Genomic DNA, 15,785 nt, shown 5'->3' with positions numbered 1-15,785 from the left:
CTAGCGGCATCGTCGTGGCTGCGCCTCGGTACAGTGGGACTGTCGTAGGCCGATAAGGCGGTTATCAGCGGTCTAATCGTTCACTACACCAGTTCAAGAAACCGCTCAAATTGACGTTTTTTGCTGTACTCTTCGCGAATTGCGCGATGCCCGGCCCAACCGATCGTGTCCCAACTTCCATCATTCAATTGCCGTTCGATTGTTTCCGATGCGTCCTGCGGCTGCTCATAGACGGCCATGGTCTGCCCGTCGCGCATCGGTGAAGGGTAGATGCCCGAGTCTGAAACCAGCAGGGCTCCGGAGCCCATGGTTTCGAAACAACGCATATTTCCACGATCCGGGCCGGCCATATCGATCGAGGCATTGACGACGATCTTGGCTCTTGCAAGCTGCGCGTACATGGCGCGACCGAACACGGGAGGCGCGCTGACCTTGCGGATCGCAGGCGGGCGGCGAACCGCCCTCAGAGGACCGAACCAACCAAGCGGCGTCTCGGCGAGCGGCGTGTAGCGTGACAGATCCAAATGGAAAACAACGCGGTGGCGGCCGGCAAGACGTGCGACCGCTTCCAATATCTCTCGCCGACGCTGATGATGGCGACTGTAACCGCCGAAGAAAAGGACATCGATGTCCCTGTTCCGATTCGCAGCCACGCTATCGAGTTCCGGATCGTGAGCGGGGAAGAAATGAGCCGTCTTGGCGCCCTGCTCTTCCCAAAGTTGTCTCATGGACGGAAAATTACAAAGCACGAGGTCGTAACCGGCAAAGTCAATCTTGCCCGGTGCGGCGCGCCAGGCAATCTTTCGTTTCACGTGTCCAGGCAAGCGGCGGACAAAAGCAGCGTCGTAACGAAACGGGTCGAGATTGTAGAAGATATCCGTCTTGTGATGCTCGATCTGGGCAAGGAGGATATCGGCCAGCGGCGTTTCCTCGCCAAGCCCGTTTTCGCGCGCCCACGCCCGCTGCACCGATTCGTCGTCACCGTTCGTAAAAAAGGTTTCCGGATGTCGACCGAGTACCGGCGAGAGAATATGCGCCGCGCCGTAACGGTCATTCAGAAATACCTCCTTCTGCTGCTCGAACCCACTGATCCCCGCGACGAGACCGGCAAGTCGGGGTCGATAGCTTGGGGCAATCCCAGAATTCTGAAAAAGTCGCATGGTTCCGTTCTTGCTATTGCGTGGGTTTTGTAGCGCTGATGACGAACCCGGAACAGAAGATGCGCCAGTTCAGGGCCGCGCAGAGGTTTTCGAACAGCGCGACGGAAAGATAGGCCGGCAGGAAGAAAGCAAAATAGTCGCTGGCGCGGTAAAACGACTTGGCGTCTACCTGCTCGAATCCCTGACCGCGAAAGAGCTTTGTCATATCCGAAGGGGAGCAGTGGTCGAAGAAGGCAGGATAGCCGGTAACGCCGACCGCCGCAGGCCTGAGGTATGGAATCAGCCATCTTTGCATGACCGGTCCGACGATCCGCAGTGCCACCGAATAGGGATGCCATTTCGACGGAATATAGTGGTGCATCACGCCACCTGGCCGCAGCGCCAGGAACATGGAGCGCGCCGCCGCCTTGTTGTCGGGCACATGCTCCATCAATGTGATCGAAATGAGCATGTCCGCCTCGACATCAACGGGCCGCTCGATCGACTGGACGACAAACTGATCGTAGATGCGATAGCAGTCCGGCTTCTCCTCGATGTCCAGACCGATATAGGTGAAATCCGCACCGCGCTCCAGAAGCGGCCGATCAATGCCGCCGACCTCGAGGATCGCTGACGGCTTCAGGCGCGCAACGTCTTCAGCGATACGACGCTCTAGCTCCGCCTTATATGACGGCGCACCGAAAATTTGGGGAAAGTGGTGTTCGAGCCATGCTGCTGCGTTCCTGTTCCAGCCGATAAACCTGTTGAGAATCACCGCACTCCTCTTCCTGCCAGCCGGGCGAATTCCGGACCTCGTCATAGTTGCACCAGCCAGCCTAGGTCAGCTCGCCTTGCTTTTCTCGATTTGTGAATTGTGTCCTGACCTGCTTTATGAACACGTCAGGAAGTGGCGCCTCGCCACGGAAGCTCGTTTCACGGGCCGGATCGTCGTTTACTGCGACGATCGCCTGGTTTGGATAGGTGATGCGCGGCACCTGTCCAAAAAAGGCAGCCCACAGGTTGAAGTTCGAGCCAGCTCCGATGATCACGCTTGCCTGGGCCATTTCCAGCATGTGCGTGACCGATTCCGCGTCGTTGGCCCGGCGTATGTCCGGAAGACCAAGCAGCGGAACAAGGTCAGCATCATCTCCGTCGGAAAAGACGCGGGCCGGCATGCTGGTACCCAGTGCCTCGCGAAGGGCGACAAGGCTGTCGCAATACCATTCGATCGGAAGCCGCTGGTTGTGCGTCTTCGCCTCCACCTGGTTCACATCGAAACGAGAGAAGTCACCAAGACGTACGTGGATAGCGAGGAACGGAGAGGCCGGGTCTTCCGGCAGGTACTTTTTGCGGGTGATCCGACGAAACGCGTCGTACAGCACCGGACCGTTACCGCGGACTTCATGGAAATGTTTTTCGAAATTTGATGCCACGGTGTTCTTGAAGACAACGACCGTGTTCCCGCCGTCATGTGCAATGGATGGGGCGGCCTCCGCCGAAACCTTTCGTGCAGTTGCGAGGAGTACGGTGCGCCACGGTTCGCCGACATAGCCCCTATTGTTAAAGAGCCTGAAATACTCGCGCTTGTCCCGTTCGCGGCGCAAATAGGGACCGATACGAGGACGGAACCAACGCGGCCCAAGCATCTGCGCGTTGTTCTTTCGGCACCATATCTCACAGCGCGCCCAGGCGAGCATGCTGTGACCAAGACCGAAACGGCCGATATCGGGATAGCCATAGAGATGTGCCATGAGCGCCTGTCTTATCAAAAACGCCAGAACTCAGCCGATGTTCGGCAATGGATCCATGATGCTGATTGCAGATAATGCCGATGAACACGAGGCCATCTTCACAACGTCGTTTTTCCGCTCTCTGCTGCCTGCAAGCTGACCAGTCTCGTTGCACGATCGGCCAGCAGAAGATGAATAGCATAAGTGACGGCGGTCGCCAGAGCATACCAGACCATGACAGTGTTGGGATTGTCGGCACCCACCCAGCCGAGCCCGCCGAAAACGCACAAGGTGAAAAGAAACCGGCATATTTCCCAAGTGAATTGAAGTGACTGGCGATCAATAACGACAAGGGTCATGGTTAATGCCGTGGCGACAAAGCGAACATATGCAATTAGAAATCCAATCACGCAGAGTTTGCCGGCCATAGCCCAATCGGCGCCAAAGACGAGTGGGACGAGGCTCGGCGAAAGCGCCATCCCGAGCATTGTCGGCAGCAAACCGATGGCAAGAAGCTGAATGAGCGAACGTCGAAACGCTCTATTCAGCCCTTTCTTGTCGGTGCGGTAGAGCGTCGACAATTCGCCGGTGAAGACCTGTGAAACCGCTACCGCTATGACGCCAACCGGCATCAGGATAAACCGTTCGAGGAGGGCGTACTGTCCTGCGGTCTCCAGATTGAACAGTGCCAGAAAGGCGAATGGTGCGACCGCGGCGCTAAGAGACGACAGAAGGGTTCCCGGGAAGGTGAGAAGTCCATATTTCTGAAAACGAATTGCCGTAAACTTCATCTCCGAAAAAGAGAGAGGAGAGATCAAAGTGCGCCAGAGTTTCCCACTCTCGAAGAGCACGCTGATGGCCCCGAAGGCCCGGCCGAATACATCAGCCAGAATGAGACCGACGCCGATGACCGGAAGAAAGGCAAACCCAAGCGCGCCAAAGGAGAACCCTACCGATTGCAAGATTTTGGACCGTGCGCTCAGGCCATAATTGCGGTCGCGGATCGGCAAGAAGGTGAGCATCTGGTAGATTCCCGCGACGGCCATCGCAACGGGTAAAAAGAAGACAATGCCCCGCAGGGATGACAGGACATCCGGTATCAACCAATCGACAGCGCCGGCGACAAGAAGAGCGACCATGCTGGTCAAGATACAGAGCCGAAATGTCAATTTTAGCAGATTTTCATAAACCCTTCCCGGCCGCGCGCTTAAAAGCGCGACCTCGTAGCGAAATGCCACGAACATGACCGCTATGTTCAGTATCGAAACATAGATCTGATAGCGGCCGAACGCTTCAGCATCATAGAGCCGTGTCAGGATGGGAAGAACGGCGACTGCAATTATCTGCGCAATCACCGACCCCGACAGGACGGTCAGGATGCTTCGGAACATTCCAAATCGCCAGATAAGAAAATAAGGGCAATTTTCGCCTGCAACCTGCTTGAAACAGGAGCGTGGCGTACGCGGTGTCCGTTCATTTTGCCGTTCTTTTGCGAACCGCGATGAACTGATCGTTGAGAACGCCATGAACCCATTCTGGCGCAGGCAAGACCTCTTCCAACTTCTCCATCACTTCGGCTTTCCGCGGCCATCCCGGCTCGACACCAAACAGGCGAAAATCATCTACGATGACCGCGCAGAAGTGGTCCAGGTTCGCCTGGATAAGATCAAGCTCTTTCAACACGGGTTCGGGTTCGTCACCTTGACCGGTGATACCTCCGCTGAAATGGCCATCCAGAAAGATAAGTGCCTTGCTCACCCGTGCAGCTATTTCGGGCAGCAGCTTGGACCCGTCACCGAGCAGCAATTCCACATTTTTCCGCCCTGCGCAGCGCTTGCTGGCCTGATGATACAGCGCTTCGTCAATTTCGACTGAGATCACCTTCTCAAACAGGTGAGACATTCGTTTTGTCGTGACGCCCTTGTAGGAACCAATTTCCACTGCCGTCGTGGCGCCCGTCATGTCCCTGCAGGTTTTCATATTGTGCAATTTCGTTAGCGAATGCGGGACAAATTGTCGGTTTCGCAGCTTCGCAACGAGGTCGAGGACATAACCTCCGATCGGCTCCAAAATGCTCTTTGGGTCGTTCATCAGATAGGCTTCTTCATGTTTGGATTATCGCCTCGTTTCAACAAGAACTGTTCGATTTTGCGCATTGGCTTCGCAACAAGTGCGTAGTCGACAGGGCCTGCCCCAAGCCAGCGGCGGCGTGCCCGCAGCGCTTCCAGATTGTGCCCGATGTGGGAGGCAAGGCTTCGTGTGCTGGCCCCGCCAACCATCATGTCCACCAACACGTGGCTGGTCGCAGCGGTCCGGAACCCGTGGAGTTCAACTGCTCTCAGCATCCAATCATAATCCGACGCCACTTTAAGACTGAGGTCGAACGTGCCGACGGTCTCCGCCACCTTCCGCCTGACATAGAATGTTGGATGGGCCGGCATCCATCCACTCCGAAAGCCCTTGGCGGGTCGGGATGCAGCACGCCAACGGCGCACGACCCGCTTGGTCAGATGGTCTTCGACAAAATCCAGGTCGCCATGAACGATGTCGGCTGTCTCGAGCCCTGCGGATATCCGTCCCAGCACCGTAGGGTCGTGAAAGCAATCGTCGGAATTCAGCACGCCTACCGCGTCGCCAGCATAGAGGCGCAGCCCTTTGTTAAGCGCATCATACATTCCGCTGTCGGGCTCGCTGACCAGCCGGATCTGGTCCTGTGGGTAAGACCGGACTACTGCCAGTGTATCGTCCGACGAATTGCCGTCGATGATCACCAATTCCTTGTCGCCATGGTCCTGGATCAGGAAGCTATCGATCGTATGCCTGATTGTCGCCGCGGAATTCCAACAGACGGTCAAGACCGAGATTTTCATATCGACCCGGCCCAACGCCGCTTACTGTGCCGCCACGCGAATGCGATCCTCGTCAAGGCGCCGATGTTCGGACTCCCGCCTTACCGTTTCGAGATCGGACTGGATCATTTCCTGCACCATCGTGGCGAGCGACGTTGTCGCCTTCCATCCGAGAACGCGCTCCGCTTTCGAGGCGTCGCCGATCAGAAGCTCTACCTCGGTGGGCCTGAAGTACCGCGGATCCACCTCGATCAGGACAGCACCTGATTTTGCGTCGATGCCTTTTTCATCAATCCCGGAACCAACCCACTCGATCTCGGTTCCGACCTCATTGAATGCAAGCTCGACAAAGCGGCGGACCGAATTCTTCACGCCGGTTGCAAGCACGTAGTCGTCTGGCATTTCATGCTGGAGGATTCTCCACATGCCTTCGACATAGTCGCGGGCATGGCCCCAATCCCGTTCAGCCGACAGATTGCCGAGGTAAAGCTTATCCTGAAGGCCGAGGCTGATTGCAGCAGCCGCGCGTGTAATCTTGCGGGTGACGAACGTCTCGCCGCGCATCGGACTTTCGTGATTGAACAGGATGCCGTTGGAAGCATGGATATCGTAAGCTTCACGGTAATTCACGGTGATCCAGTAGGCGTATATCTTTGCTGCCGCATAAGGTGACCTGGGATAGAAAGGCGTCGTCTCCCGCTGCGGAATCTCCTGCACCTTGCCGTAGAGCTCGGAAGTCGATGCCTGGTAGAAACGCGTCTTTTTTGTCAGGCCAAGCAGCCTGATCGCTTCGAGGAGACGCAATGTACCGATCGCGTCGGCATTCGCGGTATATTCCGCCGTTTCGAAGCTCACCTGAACGTGCGATTGTGCGGCGAGATTGTAGATCTCGTCTGGCTGCACTTCCTGGACGATGCGGATGAGGTTGGTGGCATCGGTCATATCACCATAGTGAAGCGACAGCCTTACGTCCTTTTCGTGCGGGTCCTGGTAGAGATTATCGATACGACCGGTGTTGAACGACGAGGAACGCCGCTTGATGCCATGGACATCGTAACCCTTTGCCAAAAGGAGTTCCGCCAGATAGGCGCCATCCTGGCCGGTGATGCCGGTGATGAGTGCGGTTTTCCTGGTCATTGTGCTTTCTCCAAGCTCGATACGACGCTATTTTCAACGCTGATCAGCGCAACTTTAGACATTACGAATGACCCATTTTTTAAAAAGCTGGTGGACATCCCCACCCCTGTGAGCCGGAGAGCAGTGGCTTGGTTACGTCGGCAAACGATCTTCGCCCGGTCAACGCGCGCCAAAGCCTGTCAGCATGGTTCGGATGGTACGAAACACAATCAGGACGTCCAGCCAAGGGGAGAAATTCTTGATGTAGTAGAAGTCGTAGTGGAGCTTTTCCAGTACGTCGTCCACTGCTGCAACATGGCCCTGATTGACTTGCGCCCATCCGGTAATGCCGGGCCGGACAATATGTCGGTATCGATAGAATGGCAGTTCAGCCTCATACCATTTCGAGAGCACGAGTGCTTCTGGACGCGGCCCGATCCAGCTCATCTCGCCGCGCAGGATGTTGAAGGCCTGCGGCAATTCATCGATCCTGGATTTTCTGAGGAACTGCCCTAGGCGAGTAATGCGCGCATCGCCGGCCTTTGTGATGGCCTCGTCCTTTTCGTCACCAACCGTGGCGCTGAGTTTCATTGTCCGAAATTTGTAAACCTCGTAGATCTTTCCTCTGTACCCCATTCTTTGTTGCCTGAATAAGGCCGGGCCGGCCGAGTCAAATCTTATCGCTGCTGCTACAAATAAGAGCAATGGCGAAAAAGTTACAAGGACAAACAGCGCTGCGATCCAATCAATTGTCTGCTTAATCTTTAAATAAGCCTGGTTAGGATTCAATGATCCTAAAGTATTCTCAGAAAGATGCTCAATCTCTACTCGACCTGTGAGCGACTCGCTGATCTGTTTGACATGGTAGACTGGCGTTCCCGAAAGCGCGCGATCGGCAATATACCGCTCCCACTCATCCGAAAGATCAGAACGAAGATCGGCAACGACACCATTTACCCGGTCAATGATAGTATCGGGCGAGGCAAGCCAATGCCAATGCACGCCGCCGATCTCTTCAAGACGCCCTACAGCTCCCCCTGGAATCACGGCGAGGCTGTAGGGATCCAAGCGCCTGCTCAAGATGCTCAGGCCGAAATACCAGAGAATTGACAGTGTCAAGCTGCTGGCCGCCTGGAAAGCACTGTAGTCGATACGAAACAAGAAAATTGCGAGGTACACGAGCCCGTAGCACAGGGAAAAAGTTGGCAAAATATAGCCGGCGGCCGCAACACCCGGGAAATTTCCTATCCGGCGAAACGAAAAGAAACCAGCAGTATGCGCAACAATGCCTGCGAATACCGTGATCTGCAGATTGGAATAATAAATTATTTTGGGATCCACAGCCATGCGAATCAATGCTGGCGCCAGAATTGCAAAAGCTAGTCCACCAAGGAGTTGAAATCTAACCCGGTGCAGTAGGTGCCGTTGAGTTTGCGGCTTTATGATCGGAGCATTCAATTCCAAGCACTCTCTGCGAGATTCAGCTCGATAATTCGTATAAGATCTCAATCAAAATTCACCGGCGAGTCCGATCGACACGCCGAAGCGGGCCGGTCAGCAGCCCTCGGTTGCCCATCGTTTCGCCTGTTTCGGTCAAACATGCAGCGGCTCCAACAATGGCTACCGCACTCCCGGGTGAAACCCGAGAGCCGACTTTGCAACAGTGTACATCGCATGACCTAGGGTCAATTTCGATTATGCGATCGCGACAAGTTCCCTTGAATCCAAGTCAACAGGGATCTCGCCATTCATGATGGCAACCAGGACCCGGGCTCTCCCGGCTGGATCGAGCCGGTCAAGGCGACCGATCATCTCCGCGAAAGGACCCGAGAGAATTCGAACCGACGCGCCCGCAGCGAGGCCTGCCCTGAAATCGAGCAGGCCGTCCCTGCCGGTCAGGGCTATGAACCGTTCCACCAACCCCGATGGGGCAGGCAATGGCCGCTCGCCCTGCATGATGAGCGAGCGCACACCGAATGTTCCATTGACCGACCGCCAACGCTGCAGCGCGACATCGAGGGAGATGAACATGTAACCGGGAAAATATGCCGCCGGGCGCGTCTCGATGCGCCGGGCATGACGGGTTGTCTTCTCGCAGCGAGGCACGAACGGGCGAAAACCCTGCATCCGCAGATGCCGTTCGGCGACGTCTTCCTTTCCCGGAAATACACTGGCGGCGTACCAGCGCGCCGCGGTGCCGGTTGCGGGCTGTTGCAATGATACCGTCGCCTTAACAGTCGTTTTTTCCGGGCTGATCACGCGACTCACTCTCGGCGGCTTTCGGCGTTTTCGAGGTCAAGGGTTACGACAGCGTGGGGATACCAGCAAGCAACTATCTCGCCTGAATCGAGGCGGTTCGTCGAAAAAATTCCTGCTAATTGTCCATCAACTTAGCCGTGCCTAAAAAAACATCGAGCCGCTTTCTTTTTTAGCTATCGAAGCGCCGGTATCGGGCAATTGCACCGATGTGTGGCTGCCTGGTTACGCTGGCTCACGATGAATCGCTGGCTGTTCTGGTCCTTAAGCCGTCGATTTGAACATTGTGTGACGGTATCGTTAGCAAAGTGTTGTATAGCAGATGCCGACCAATTGGCGCTGGGGCCTGCGTTGACGGAAGTCTCTGCAAGAACTGACCGAAACAGGATCACGTCGCGCAATCCCCGTGGTTGCGCGGACGCGATTAGTGTCGCGTCCGATCCACCGACCGCCGTTCAGGAGCGTTTGAGCAGCGACCAGACGGCTGGCACAAGGCTCGCCGCCAGGCCGACCTTGATCAGGTCGCCGACGATGAAGGGCACTACACCGAACTGCCATGACTTTTCCGGGCCGATGAGCAGCGCCAGCCAGGCAAAGCCCATCGCCATCATGACGATTTCGGCAACCAGAATCGCGTTGAAGAGCTTGACCGGATGGCGATCCCAACCGCGATCGGCAGCCCAGCCGACGATCGCGGCCATGACCACGAAGCCGGCAAGATACCCCCCGGTCGAGCCGAGCATGTAAGCGATGCCGATGCCCTTTTCCGGCGTGCCCTGGAAGACCGGCAAGCCCATGGCGCCCTCCGCCATGTAAAGAAGCAGCGTGGCGACGCCGAGGCGCATGCCGAAAGCCGCGGCGATCAGGAAGACAGCTAAGGTCTGCATCGAGATGTCGACCGGTCCGAGCAAAACCCTCGTCTTGGCCGACAAGGTCAGCAGCAGCGTTCCGACGATCGCAAGCAAAAGCTGCGTCGCCAGGCGGGCAGCGCCCTTTTCAGGCAAAGCGAGAGAAACAAGCGGACGCGTCGTCGTTGCAATTGCCATGGTCTTCCCCATTTTCGGATTGCCGCAGATTGCGGCTTCACGTTTTCCTATATTGGCTTCCGTGTTATGCGGCAATCGGTTTTGCCGCCCTCCAACAGAGCTGAACGACATTCGCAATGGCGCTGAAATTCGACACAGACTTCGACCCGTCTCACGGCCAGAGCATCACCGTTGCGCCCGACGTGCTTCGGATTACCGCAAAAAACCCCAGCCCGTTCACCTTTCACGGCACCAATAGCTACATTGTCGGGCGAAACACGCTGGCGGTGATCGATCCGGGGCCGGATGACGACGCTCATCTCAAGACACTGATCGAAGTGATCGCAAACAGGCCGGTCAGCCATATATTCGTCAGCCACACGCATCGTGACCATTCTCCGCTGGCGGCGCGGCTGAAGCAGCACACCGGCGCGATTGTCCTGGCCGAAGGCCCCCATCGCCCGGCGCGGCCGCTGCGCATAGGCGAGGCCAATCCGCTCGACGCCAGCGCCGACACCGCGTTTCATCCGGATGTCGTGCTTGCCGACAGTACAGTGATCGACGGCGATGGCTGGGCGATCAGAACCGTGCTGACACCGGGTCACTGCGCCAATCATGCAGCCTTTGCGCTGGAAGGAACCGGTGTCCTGTTTTCGGCCGATCACGTCATGGCGTGGTCCACCTCCATCGTCGCGCCGCCGGACGGCGCCATGGCCGATTATATGGCTTCGCTGGATCGCCTGACCGAGCGCGACGATCGCCTGCTGCTGCCCGGCCACGGCGGCCCGGTGACTGCGCCGCACAGCTTCATGCGCGAGTTGAAAACGCATCGCCGGATGCGCGAAAAAGCGATTCTCGAACGGATCAGAAATGGCGACCGGACGATCCATGACATGGTCAAGGCGATTTACCGCGATACGGACCCGCGCCTCCATGGTGCGGCCGGACTGTCAGTGCTTGCCCATCTGGAGGATCTGGTTGCGCGTGGCCTGGTGAGCGCCGACGGAGACCCGGCCATCGACGGCATTTTCATCCCCGTCGTGTAGGCGCTATTCGGCCGGGGCCGTGCCCACCTGGCCGGCGACTTGCTGATCCAGCTCGGCGAGAAAACCCACGATGCGATCCTCATTGTCGCCAAGGTCGTAGCGGCCGTAACGGGAGGCCGAACGCATATCGACGATGACCGCATCGCCATCATCGATCACACGAATGGCGACGTCGGCGGGAAGGCCGATGATGAAGCTCTTGGCCAGAGCCTCGATCGTTACCTCACCTTGTCCGTTCGCGTCGGGGAACGGCGCTGCCAGCTGCCAATCCCGCCGATCGAGCACGGTTTCGACCGCTTCCAGGACGCGATCGAAAGGCAGATTGTAGCTGCGCCCGGTTACAAGCGGATAGGCTTCGGTTTGCAGGCGCCGCTCGCCCGGCGTCGATGGTGAAAGCACGTTCATATCCCCGGTCCGGGTGCTGGCGTCGAACATCGGTGGATCGTCGAGATCGGTCGAGACGTCGCTGAGCGGCGGATAAGTCGCCGCCCGGTAGGCAGCAATGCCGTAGGGAACGAGCACCAGAAGTGCCAGCAACGTGCCGACGGTAAGGTCGCGACCGCCACGGTCGCCGAAATTCCACAGTCTCGAAAAGGCAAACCCGGCGAACAGCAGCGCAGAGGCGGAAAGCAGCGCGACGATGCCGAGCACCCAAAGAAAAGCCGGCGTTTCAACGAGGCCGTATCGATGGCCGACGAGAACGGTCAGAAGCAGGACCGCCGAAAAAGCGCCTGTCCGCCGCGACCAGCCGGCCGCCCTCGACGTCCCTCGAACTGGAATTTCCATTATCTGCACCGCCCCGATCCGAACGGGTCTTTAGAGCTCTTTGGCGGCGGCTTGAAGGCGAAAGACGCCATCACCGTCAATCCGTCGGCAGGCGATAATCCCTGAATTGCTGGCGCAGGCTGGTCTTCTGGATCTTGCCGGTAGCGGTGTGGGGAATTTCGCCGACAAAGACGACGTCGTCCGGCATCCACCACTTCGCCACCTTGCCGTCCATGAAAGCGAGTATATCCATCTTGCTTGGCTCCCGGCCCGGCTTGCGGACGACGACCAGCAAGGGCCGTTCGCCCCATTTCGAATGTTGAATGCCGATGGCGGCCGCCTCCGCCACGTCAGGATGACCAACCGCGAGATTCTCAAGCTCGATCGTCGAAATCCATTCGCCGCCCGATTTGATGACGTCCTTGGCGCGATCGGTGATCTGCATATAGCCGCCTGGGTCGATATGGGCGACATCACCGGTATCGAACCAGCCTTCTTCATCGAACTGTTCGGATCCGACGCCGCTATAGTAGGCGCGAGCGACTGCCGGGCCGCGGACCTTCAAGCGCCCAAATGTCTTGCCGTCCCATGGCTGCTCCTTATTGTCGTCGTCCGTCACCTTCATTTCTACACCGAACGGCGGATAGCCCTGCTTGCTCTGGACATTGAGCCGGGCTTCGCCCTCGAGCCCGGCACAGTCCGGCTTAAGGGTGCACAGGGTCCCGAGCGGCGACATCTCGGTCATACCCCAGGCATGGATGACCTCAACATCGTAATTGTCCTGGAACTTCGCCGTGAGCGCGCGCGGGCAGGACGAGCCACCGATGACGACCTTTTTTAGATAGGGAAGTTTCTTGCCGGTCTCCTCCAGATGCTGGAGCAGCATCATCCATACTGTCGGCACGGCGGCGCTGAACGTCACTTTTTCGGTGTCGAGCAAACCATAGATCGAGGCGCCGTCCATCTTGCTGCCAGGCATGACCAGCTTGGCGCCGATCATCGGGCCGCTCTGGCCAAGACCCCAGGCGTTGGCGTGGAACATCGGTACAACAGGCAGTATGGTATCGCGCGAGGAGAGCCCCATGGCATCGGGCATCGCGGCGATCATCGCGTGCAACACGTTCGAGCGATGGCTGTAGAGGACGCCCTTCGGATCGCCGGTCGTGCCTGACGTGTAGCACATGCCGGCAGCGGTGTTTTCATCGAACGTCTTCCAGGCGAAGGCGCCGGTGCCTTCGTCAAGCCATTGCTCGTAGGCAACAACGTTCTGCAGCGTCGTTTGCGGCATGTGCGCCTTATCGGTCAGCACGATCACCTTTTTTAGCGACTTGACCGCGCCGGCAATCTTCTCAAGCAGCGGCACAAATGTCAGGTCGACGAAGATCGCCTTGTCTTCGGCATTGTTCATGATCCAGACGATCTGCTCGGGAAATAGGCGCGGATTGAGCGTGTGATAAATCGCGCCGACACCCATGATGCCGTACCAGGCTTCGATATGGCGCGCTGTATTCCAGGCCAATGTGGCGATGCGGTCGCCAAGCCCAAAACCGTCGCGGTCGAGTCGCTCAGCGACCTGCAAGGCGCGGCGATGAATTTCGGCGTAAGTGGTCCGGACGATCGGGCCCTCGATCGAGCGCGACACGACCTCGCGTTCGCCGTGCTGCCTGGCTGCGTTGTCGATGAGCTTGTGGCAAAGCAGCGGCCATTCCTGCATCAGTCCGAGCATTCTATTCCTCCCATTGCTTTTTCGGTCCATTGTGGGACGAACCAAGGGATTGTCCAGCCATGACCGGGCCGAAGTGGTGCATTGACCGAAAAGACAGGGAAAACAGCCACAATCCGGCCATCGTCGGCGTTAACATTGATTAATGGGCAAGGGGTGCGATTGGCGAATGAAAGAGGTTCGCATGGACGCGCAGCTCGACGACAAGACTCTTGAAAATACGCTCGCCGAAAGCCTGGCCGATTTGGTGCCGGACACTAAGACCGTTTCCGAAGACGAATTCGTCGAAGTTGTCGGCGGCGCCCTTGAGGCGGTCGGCGGCACGCTGCTGTTCAAGATGTGCGTTCAGAACGAAGGCGAAGCTCAACACGTTGCCGCGGCATGCGTCGGCGATGGCGGCAATCGTCAGTTCTTGCTTCTTACCTTGCCGACCGTCGGCGGTGCGCTCAAGGTCGAAGCCACGTCGAGAAGCAGCAATCCGGTCGCCGGTATTGCCGCCGCCTATGCGGGGCTGATGGACGCGTTTCAGACTGCGGCCTGACCACTCACGGCTGGGGATTCGACGGTGGTCATGCAGGGCCTGAGCGGGTGCCCTGCATTCGAGCGGCCTTGCGCAATGCGCGCTCCCGACACACCTTAGGGTCGATGCAAGGAGAACAGCCATGGACCAGATCGCCAACCCGTCACCCGGCTTTCAACGCAACCCGGATAAAGTGATTACTGTCGAACCCTATGTCGGAACTGTGACCGTACGCGCCGGCGACGCGATCATTGCTTCATCGACGAAGGCCAAGGTGTTGAGCGAACCGCCCTATCCTTCAGTCCTCTACATCCCGTTCGAAGACATCGATTTCGACCAGCTTCGCAAGACGGAACTGTCGACCCATTGCCCTTACAAGGGCGATGCGAACTATTGGAGTGTGTTGCCTGCGGCAGAAGCAGGCAAGGACGCGATGTGGGCGTATGAGCAGCCTTTCGATGAGATGGCCGAAATCCGCAATCACGGAGCGTTCTATCCCAACAAGGTGACGATCGAGGCCGAGCCAGCCTGAGCAGGGACGACCTGAGGCCTGTCTTGTCGATCAGTCGGCGGCGCCGCTGAACGCGCAGAGCGACCCCGGACGACATCTAAAGCGGTCAGGCAGGGCCGGTTGACTTCATTGGCAAGATGGGCGACCCGGTCGCCTGGCAACTGGCCGAAGTTGCCTGGCGCAGCAACACGGCAAAGGCAAAAGCACTTGCCCCGGCTACAATCGCCAAGGATCCGGATAGCGCCGTCAGAGTGCTTGGCGCGGCGCCGGCCCGCGAAGCCGCCGACGGCGCTATCAAGGGTGAAACCGCCGGCGGCGGGGGCAGCTGGTTTTACGACCGACAACAGGTTGCGTTCGCCTGCCTGGCTGGCGCTTCGGGTGGTGCAAACTGACGTCAGCACCAGCATCGACAAGCCCCGGAATACGCCGGCGGCCATTCCCATGTGCCGATGCTATAAAAATGGACAAGATCATGGACACCACGTTCAGGGGCGCTGCCCGGCGCCTGGATGATCTCGACTTACCCAAGCTTGGCGCATTGATCGGCGTCGGCGAGGACGAGATCCACGCCTTTCTCGATGTCGAGATCAGCGGGTATGGCTTCCACGCCCATGGCCGGCCGATCATCAGAATCCGAAGAGGCATACTCGCGGCGCGTCTACGCCCAATAGTGGCTACGGGGTTGTGAGCGAGCACTTATCCACTGTCTATCCACAACAAACTTTGGTTCGACAGTAGGGAGCATAGACTAGCCCAGAACTTAGCTTAACGTCGACCATATTTACCTTCTGTGAAATACATGTTTTGTATATAATGCATATTTTTAAACACGGTGAAGCCTATCATAGGAAATTAGGTCGTAAATATAAGTATTTTACAATAGTAAACTAGGAATTTTGTCCGCATTTATCTATTTTTTTGCTGAAAGGACAATGCGAATTACAAGTAATAATTTGTTTCTTATTAGACGCTCTATCAGCGATCAAAATTTCTATCAAGGGGTGTGGGTATGTGATTTGGAGCTAATATACCTGTCGGGTAGGCAGGGCACCGCGGGGCGCTAAGAAAATAAGAAAAAGGAATATAAATGGCTACTCTGCACTAC

17 protein-coding genes are annotated in these 15,785 nt (G+C 57.3%); 5 read left to right on the top strand and 12 right to left on the bottom strand.

The features are described 5' to 3' along the window. Nucleotides 1-83: 83 nt before the first annotated feature. The 10 genes from NKH73_RS25375 to NKH73_RS25330 all read right to left on the bottom strand — a co-directional run bounded on the left by NKH73_RS25375 (nucleotide 84) and on the right by NKH73_RS25330 (nucleotide 10,136). Nucleotides 84-1,160 (bottom strand): glycosyltransferase family protein, encoded by a 1,077-nt coding sequence (locus tag NKH73_RS25375; RefSeq protein ID WP_352937080.1) that lies wholly within the window; start codon nucleotides 1,158-1,160, stop codon nucleotides 84-86. Nucleotides 1,161-1,173: 13 nt separating this feature from the next. Then, nucleotides 1,174-1,914, bottom strand: coding sequence for a methyltransferase domain-containing protein (locus tag NKH73_RS25370; RefSeq protein ID WP_352937079.1), 741 nt, complete (start codon nucleotides 1,912-1,914; stop codon nucleotides 1,174-1,176). Nucleotides 1,915-1,975: 61 nt separating this feature from the next. Then, complete coding sequence (locus NKH73_RS25365) at nucleotides 1,976-2,890, bottom strand: O-fucosyltransferase family protein (protein ID WP_352937078.1); 915 nt, start codon at nucleotides 2,888-2,890, stop codon at nucleotides 1,976-1,978. 98 nt (nucleotides 2,891-2,988) lie between these two features. Beyond that, nucleotides 2,989-4,395 carry a lipopolysaccharide biosynthesis protein gene (locus tag NKH73_RS25360; RefSeq protein WP_352937077.1) on the bottom strand — a complete coding sequence of 469 codons (1,407 nt, stop codon included), beginning with the start codon at nucleotides 4,393-4,395 and terminating at the stop codon, nucleotides 2,989-2,991. Beyond that, nucleotides 4,343-4,960 (bottom strand): rRNA adenine N-6-methyltransferase family protein, encoded by a 618-nt coding sequence (locus tag NKH73_RS25355; RefSeq protein ID WP_352937076.1) that lies wholly within the window; start codon nucleotides 4,958-4,960, stop codon nucleotides 4,343-4,345. Before NKH73_RS25355 ends, NKH73_RS25360 begins: the two co-directional genes overlap by 53 nt. Continuing rightward, nucleotides 4,960-5,739, bottom strand: a complete 780-nt coding sequence (locus tag NKH73_RS25350) for a glycosyltransferase family 2 protein (protein ID WP_352937075.1) — start codon at nucleotides 5,737-5,739, stop codon at nucleotides 4,960-4,962. The genes NKH73_RS25355 and NKH73_RS25350 overlap by 1 nt, the downstream gene beginning before the upstream one ends. Nucleotides 5,740-5,760: 21 nt before the next feature. Next, complete coding sequence (gmd, locus tag NKH73_RS25345; protein ID WP_352937074.1) at nucleotides 5,761-6,855, bottom strand: GDP-mannose 4,6-dehydratase; 1,095 nt, start codon at nucleotides 6,853-6,855, stop codon at nucleotides 5,761-5,763. A gap of 159 nt (nucleotides 6,856-7,014) precedes the next feature. After that, nucleotides 7,015-8,181: a sugar transferase gene (locus NKH73_RS25340; RefSeq protein ID WP_352937073.1), complete on the bottom strand. Its 1,167-nt coding sequence runs from the start codon at nucleotides 8,179-8,181 to the stop codon at nucleotides 7,015-7,017. A 348-nt stretch (nucleotides 8,182-8,529) separates the two neighbouring features. Then, nucleotides 8,530-9,051, bottom strand: a complete 522-nt coding sequence (gene nusG, locus NKH73_RS25335; RefSeq protein ID WP_352937072.1) for a transcription termination/antitermination protein NusG — start codon at nucleotides 9,049-9,051, stop codon at nucleotides 8,530-8,532. 494 nt (nucleotides 9,052-9,545) lie between these two features. Further along, nucleotides 9,546-10,136, bottom strand: a complete 591-nt coding sequence (locus NKH73_RS25330; protein ID WP_352937071.1) for a biotin transporter BioY — start codon at nucleotides 10,134-10,136, stop codon at nucleotides 9,546-9,548. A gap of 116 nt (nucleotides 10,137-10,252) precedes the next feature. Here NKH73_RS25330 and NKH73_RS25325 point away from each other — a divergent pair, with 116 nt between their 5' ends. Beyond that, nucleotides 10,253-11,161 carry an MBL fold metallo-hydrolase gene (locus NKH73_RS25325; RefSeq protein ID WP_352937070.1) on the top strand — a complete coding sequence of 303 codons (909 nt, stop codon included), beginning with the start codon at nucleotides 10,253-10,255 and terminating at the stop codon, nucleotides 11,159-11,161. Between the two features lie 3 nt (nucleotides 11,162-11,164). Here NKH73_RS25325 and NKH73_RS25320 read toward each other — a convergent pair whose 3' ends face one another. Together NKH73_RS25320 and NKH73_RS25315 are read right to left on the bottom strand one after the other, a co-directional pair. Then, entirely contained in the window at nucleotides 11,165-11,947 is a 783-nt protein-coding gene (locus NKH73_RS25320) for a DUF1499 domain-containing protein (RefSeq protein WP_352937069.1), read from the bottom strand. A 76-nt stretch (nucleotides 11,948-12,023) separates the two neighbouring features. Beyond that, nucleotides 12,024-13,652, bottom strand: a complete 1,629-nt coding sequence (locus NKH73_RS25315; protein ID WP_352937068.1) for a fatty-acid--CoA ligase — start codon at nucleotides 13,650-13,652, stop codon at nucleotides 12,024-12,026. Between the two features lie 181 nt (nucleotides 13,653-13,833). Between NKH73_RS25315 and NKH73_RS25310 the strand changes: the two genes are divergently transcribed. From NKH73_RS25310 to NKH73_RS25295, 4 genes are all read left to right on the top strand, one after another. Continuing rightward, nucleotides 13,834-14,190: a hypothetical protein gene (locus tag NKH73_RS25310; RefSeq protein ID WP_352937067.1), complete on the top strand. Its 357-nt coding sequence runs from the start codon at nucleotides 13,834-13,836 to the stop codon at nucleotides 14,188-14,190. A gap of 121 nt (nucleotides 14,191-14,311) precedes the next feature. Then, entirely contained in the window at nucleotides 14,312-14,701 is a 390-nt protein-coding gene (locus NKH73_RS25305) for a DUF427 domain-containing protein (protein ID WP_352937066.1), read from the top strand. 116 nt (nucleotides 14,702-14,817) lie between these two features. Further along, nucleotides 14,818-15,072, top strand: a complete 255-nt coding sequence (locus NKH73_RS25300; protein ID WP_352937065.1) for a hypothetical protein — start codon at nucleotides 14,818-14,820, stop codon at nucleotides 15,070-15,072. 68 nt (nucleotides 15,073-15,140) lie between these two features. Continuing rightward, the gene (locus NKH73_RS25295) at nucleotides 15,141-15,368 is read left to right on the top strand and encodes a hypothetical protein (RefSeq protein ID WP_352937064.1); all 228 of its coding nucleotides are present in this window, start codon (nucleotides 15,141-15,143) and stop codon (nucleotides 15,366-15,368) included. The last annotated feature ends 417 nt before the right edge of the window (nucleotides 15,369-15,785 follow it).

This window comes from Mesorhizobium sp. M0938 (assembly GCF_040319125.1).
GTDB classification, from domain to species: Bacteria; Pseudomonadota; Alphaproteobacteria; order Rhizobiales; family Rhizobiaceae; genus Mesorhizobium; species Mesorhizobium robiniae.
Note: the sequence above shows the minus strand (reverse complement) of the source record. Positions and strands in the feature narration are given on the sequence as shown.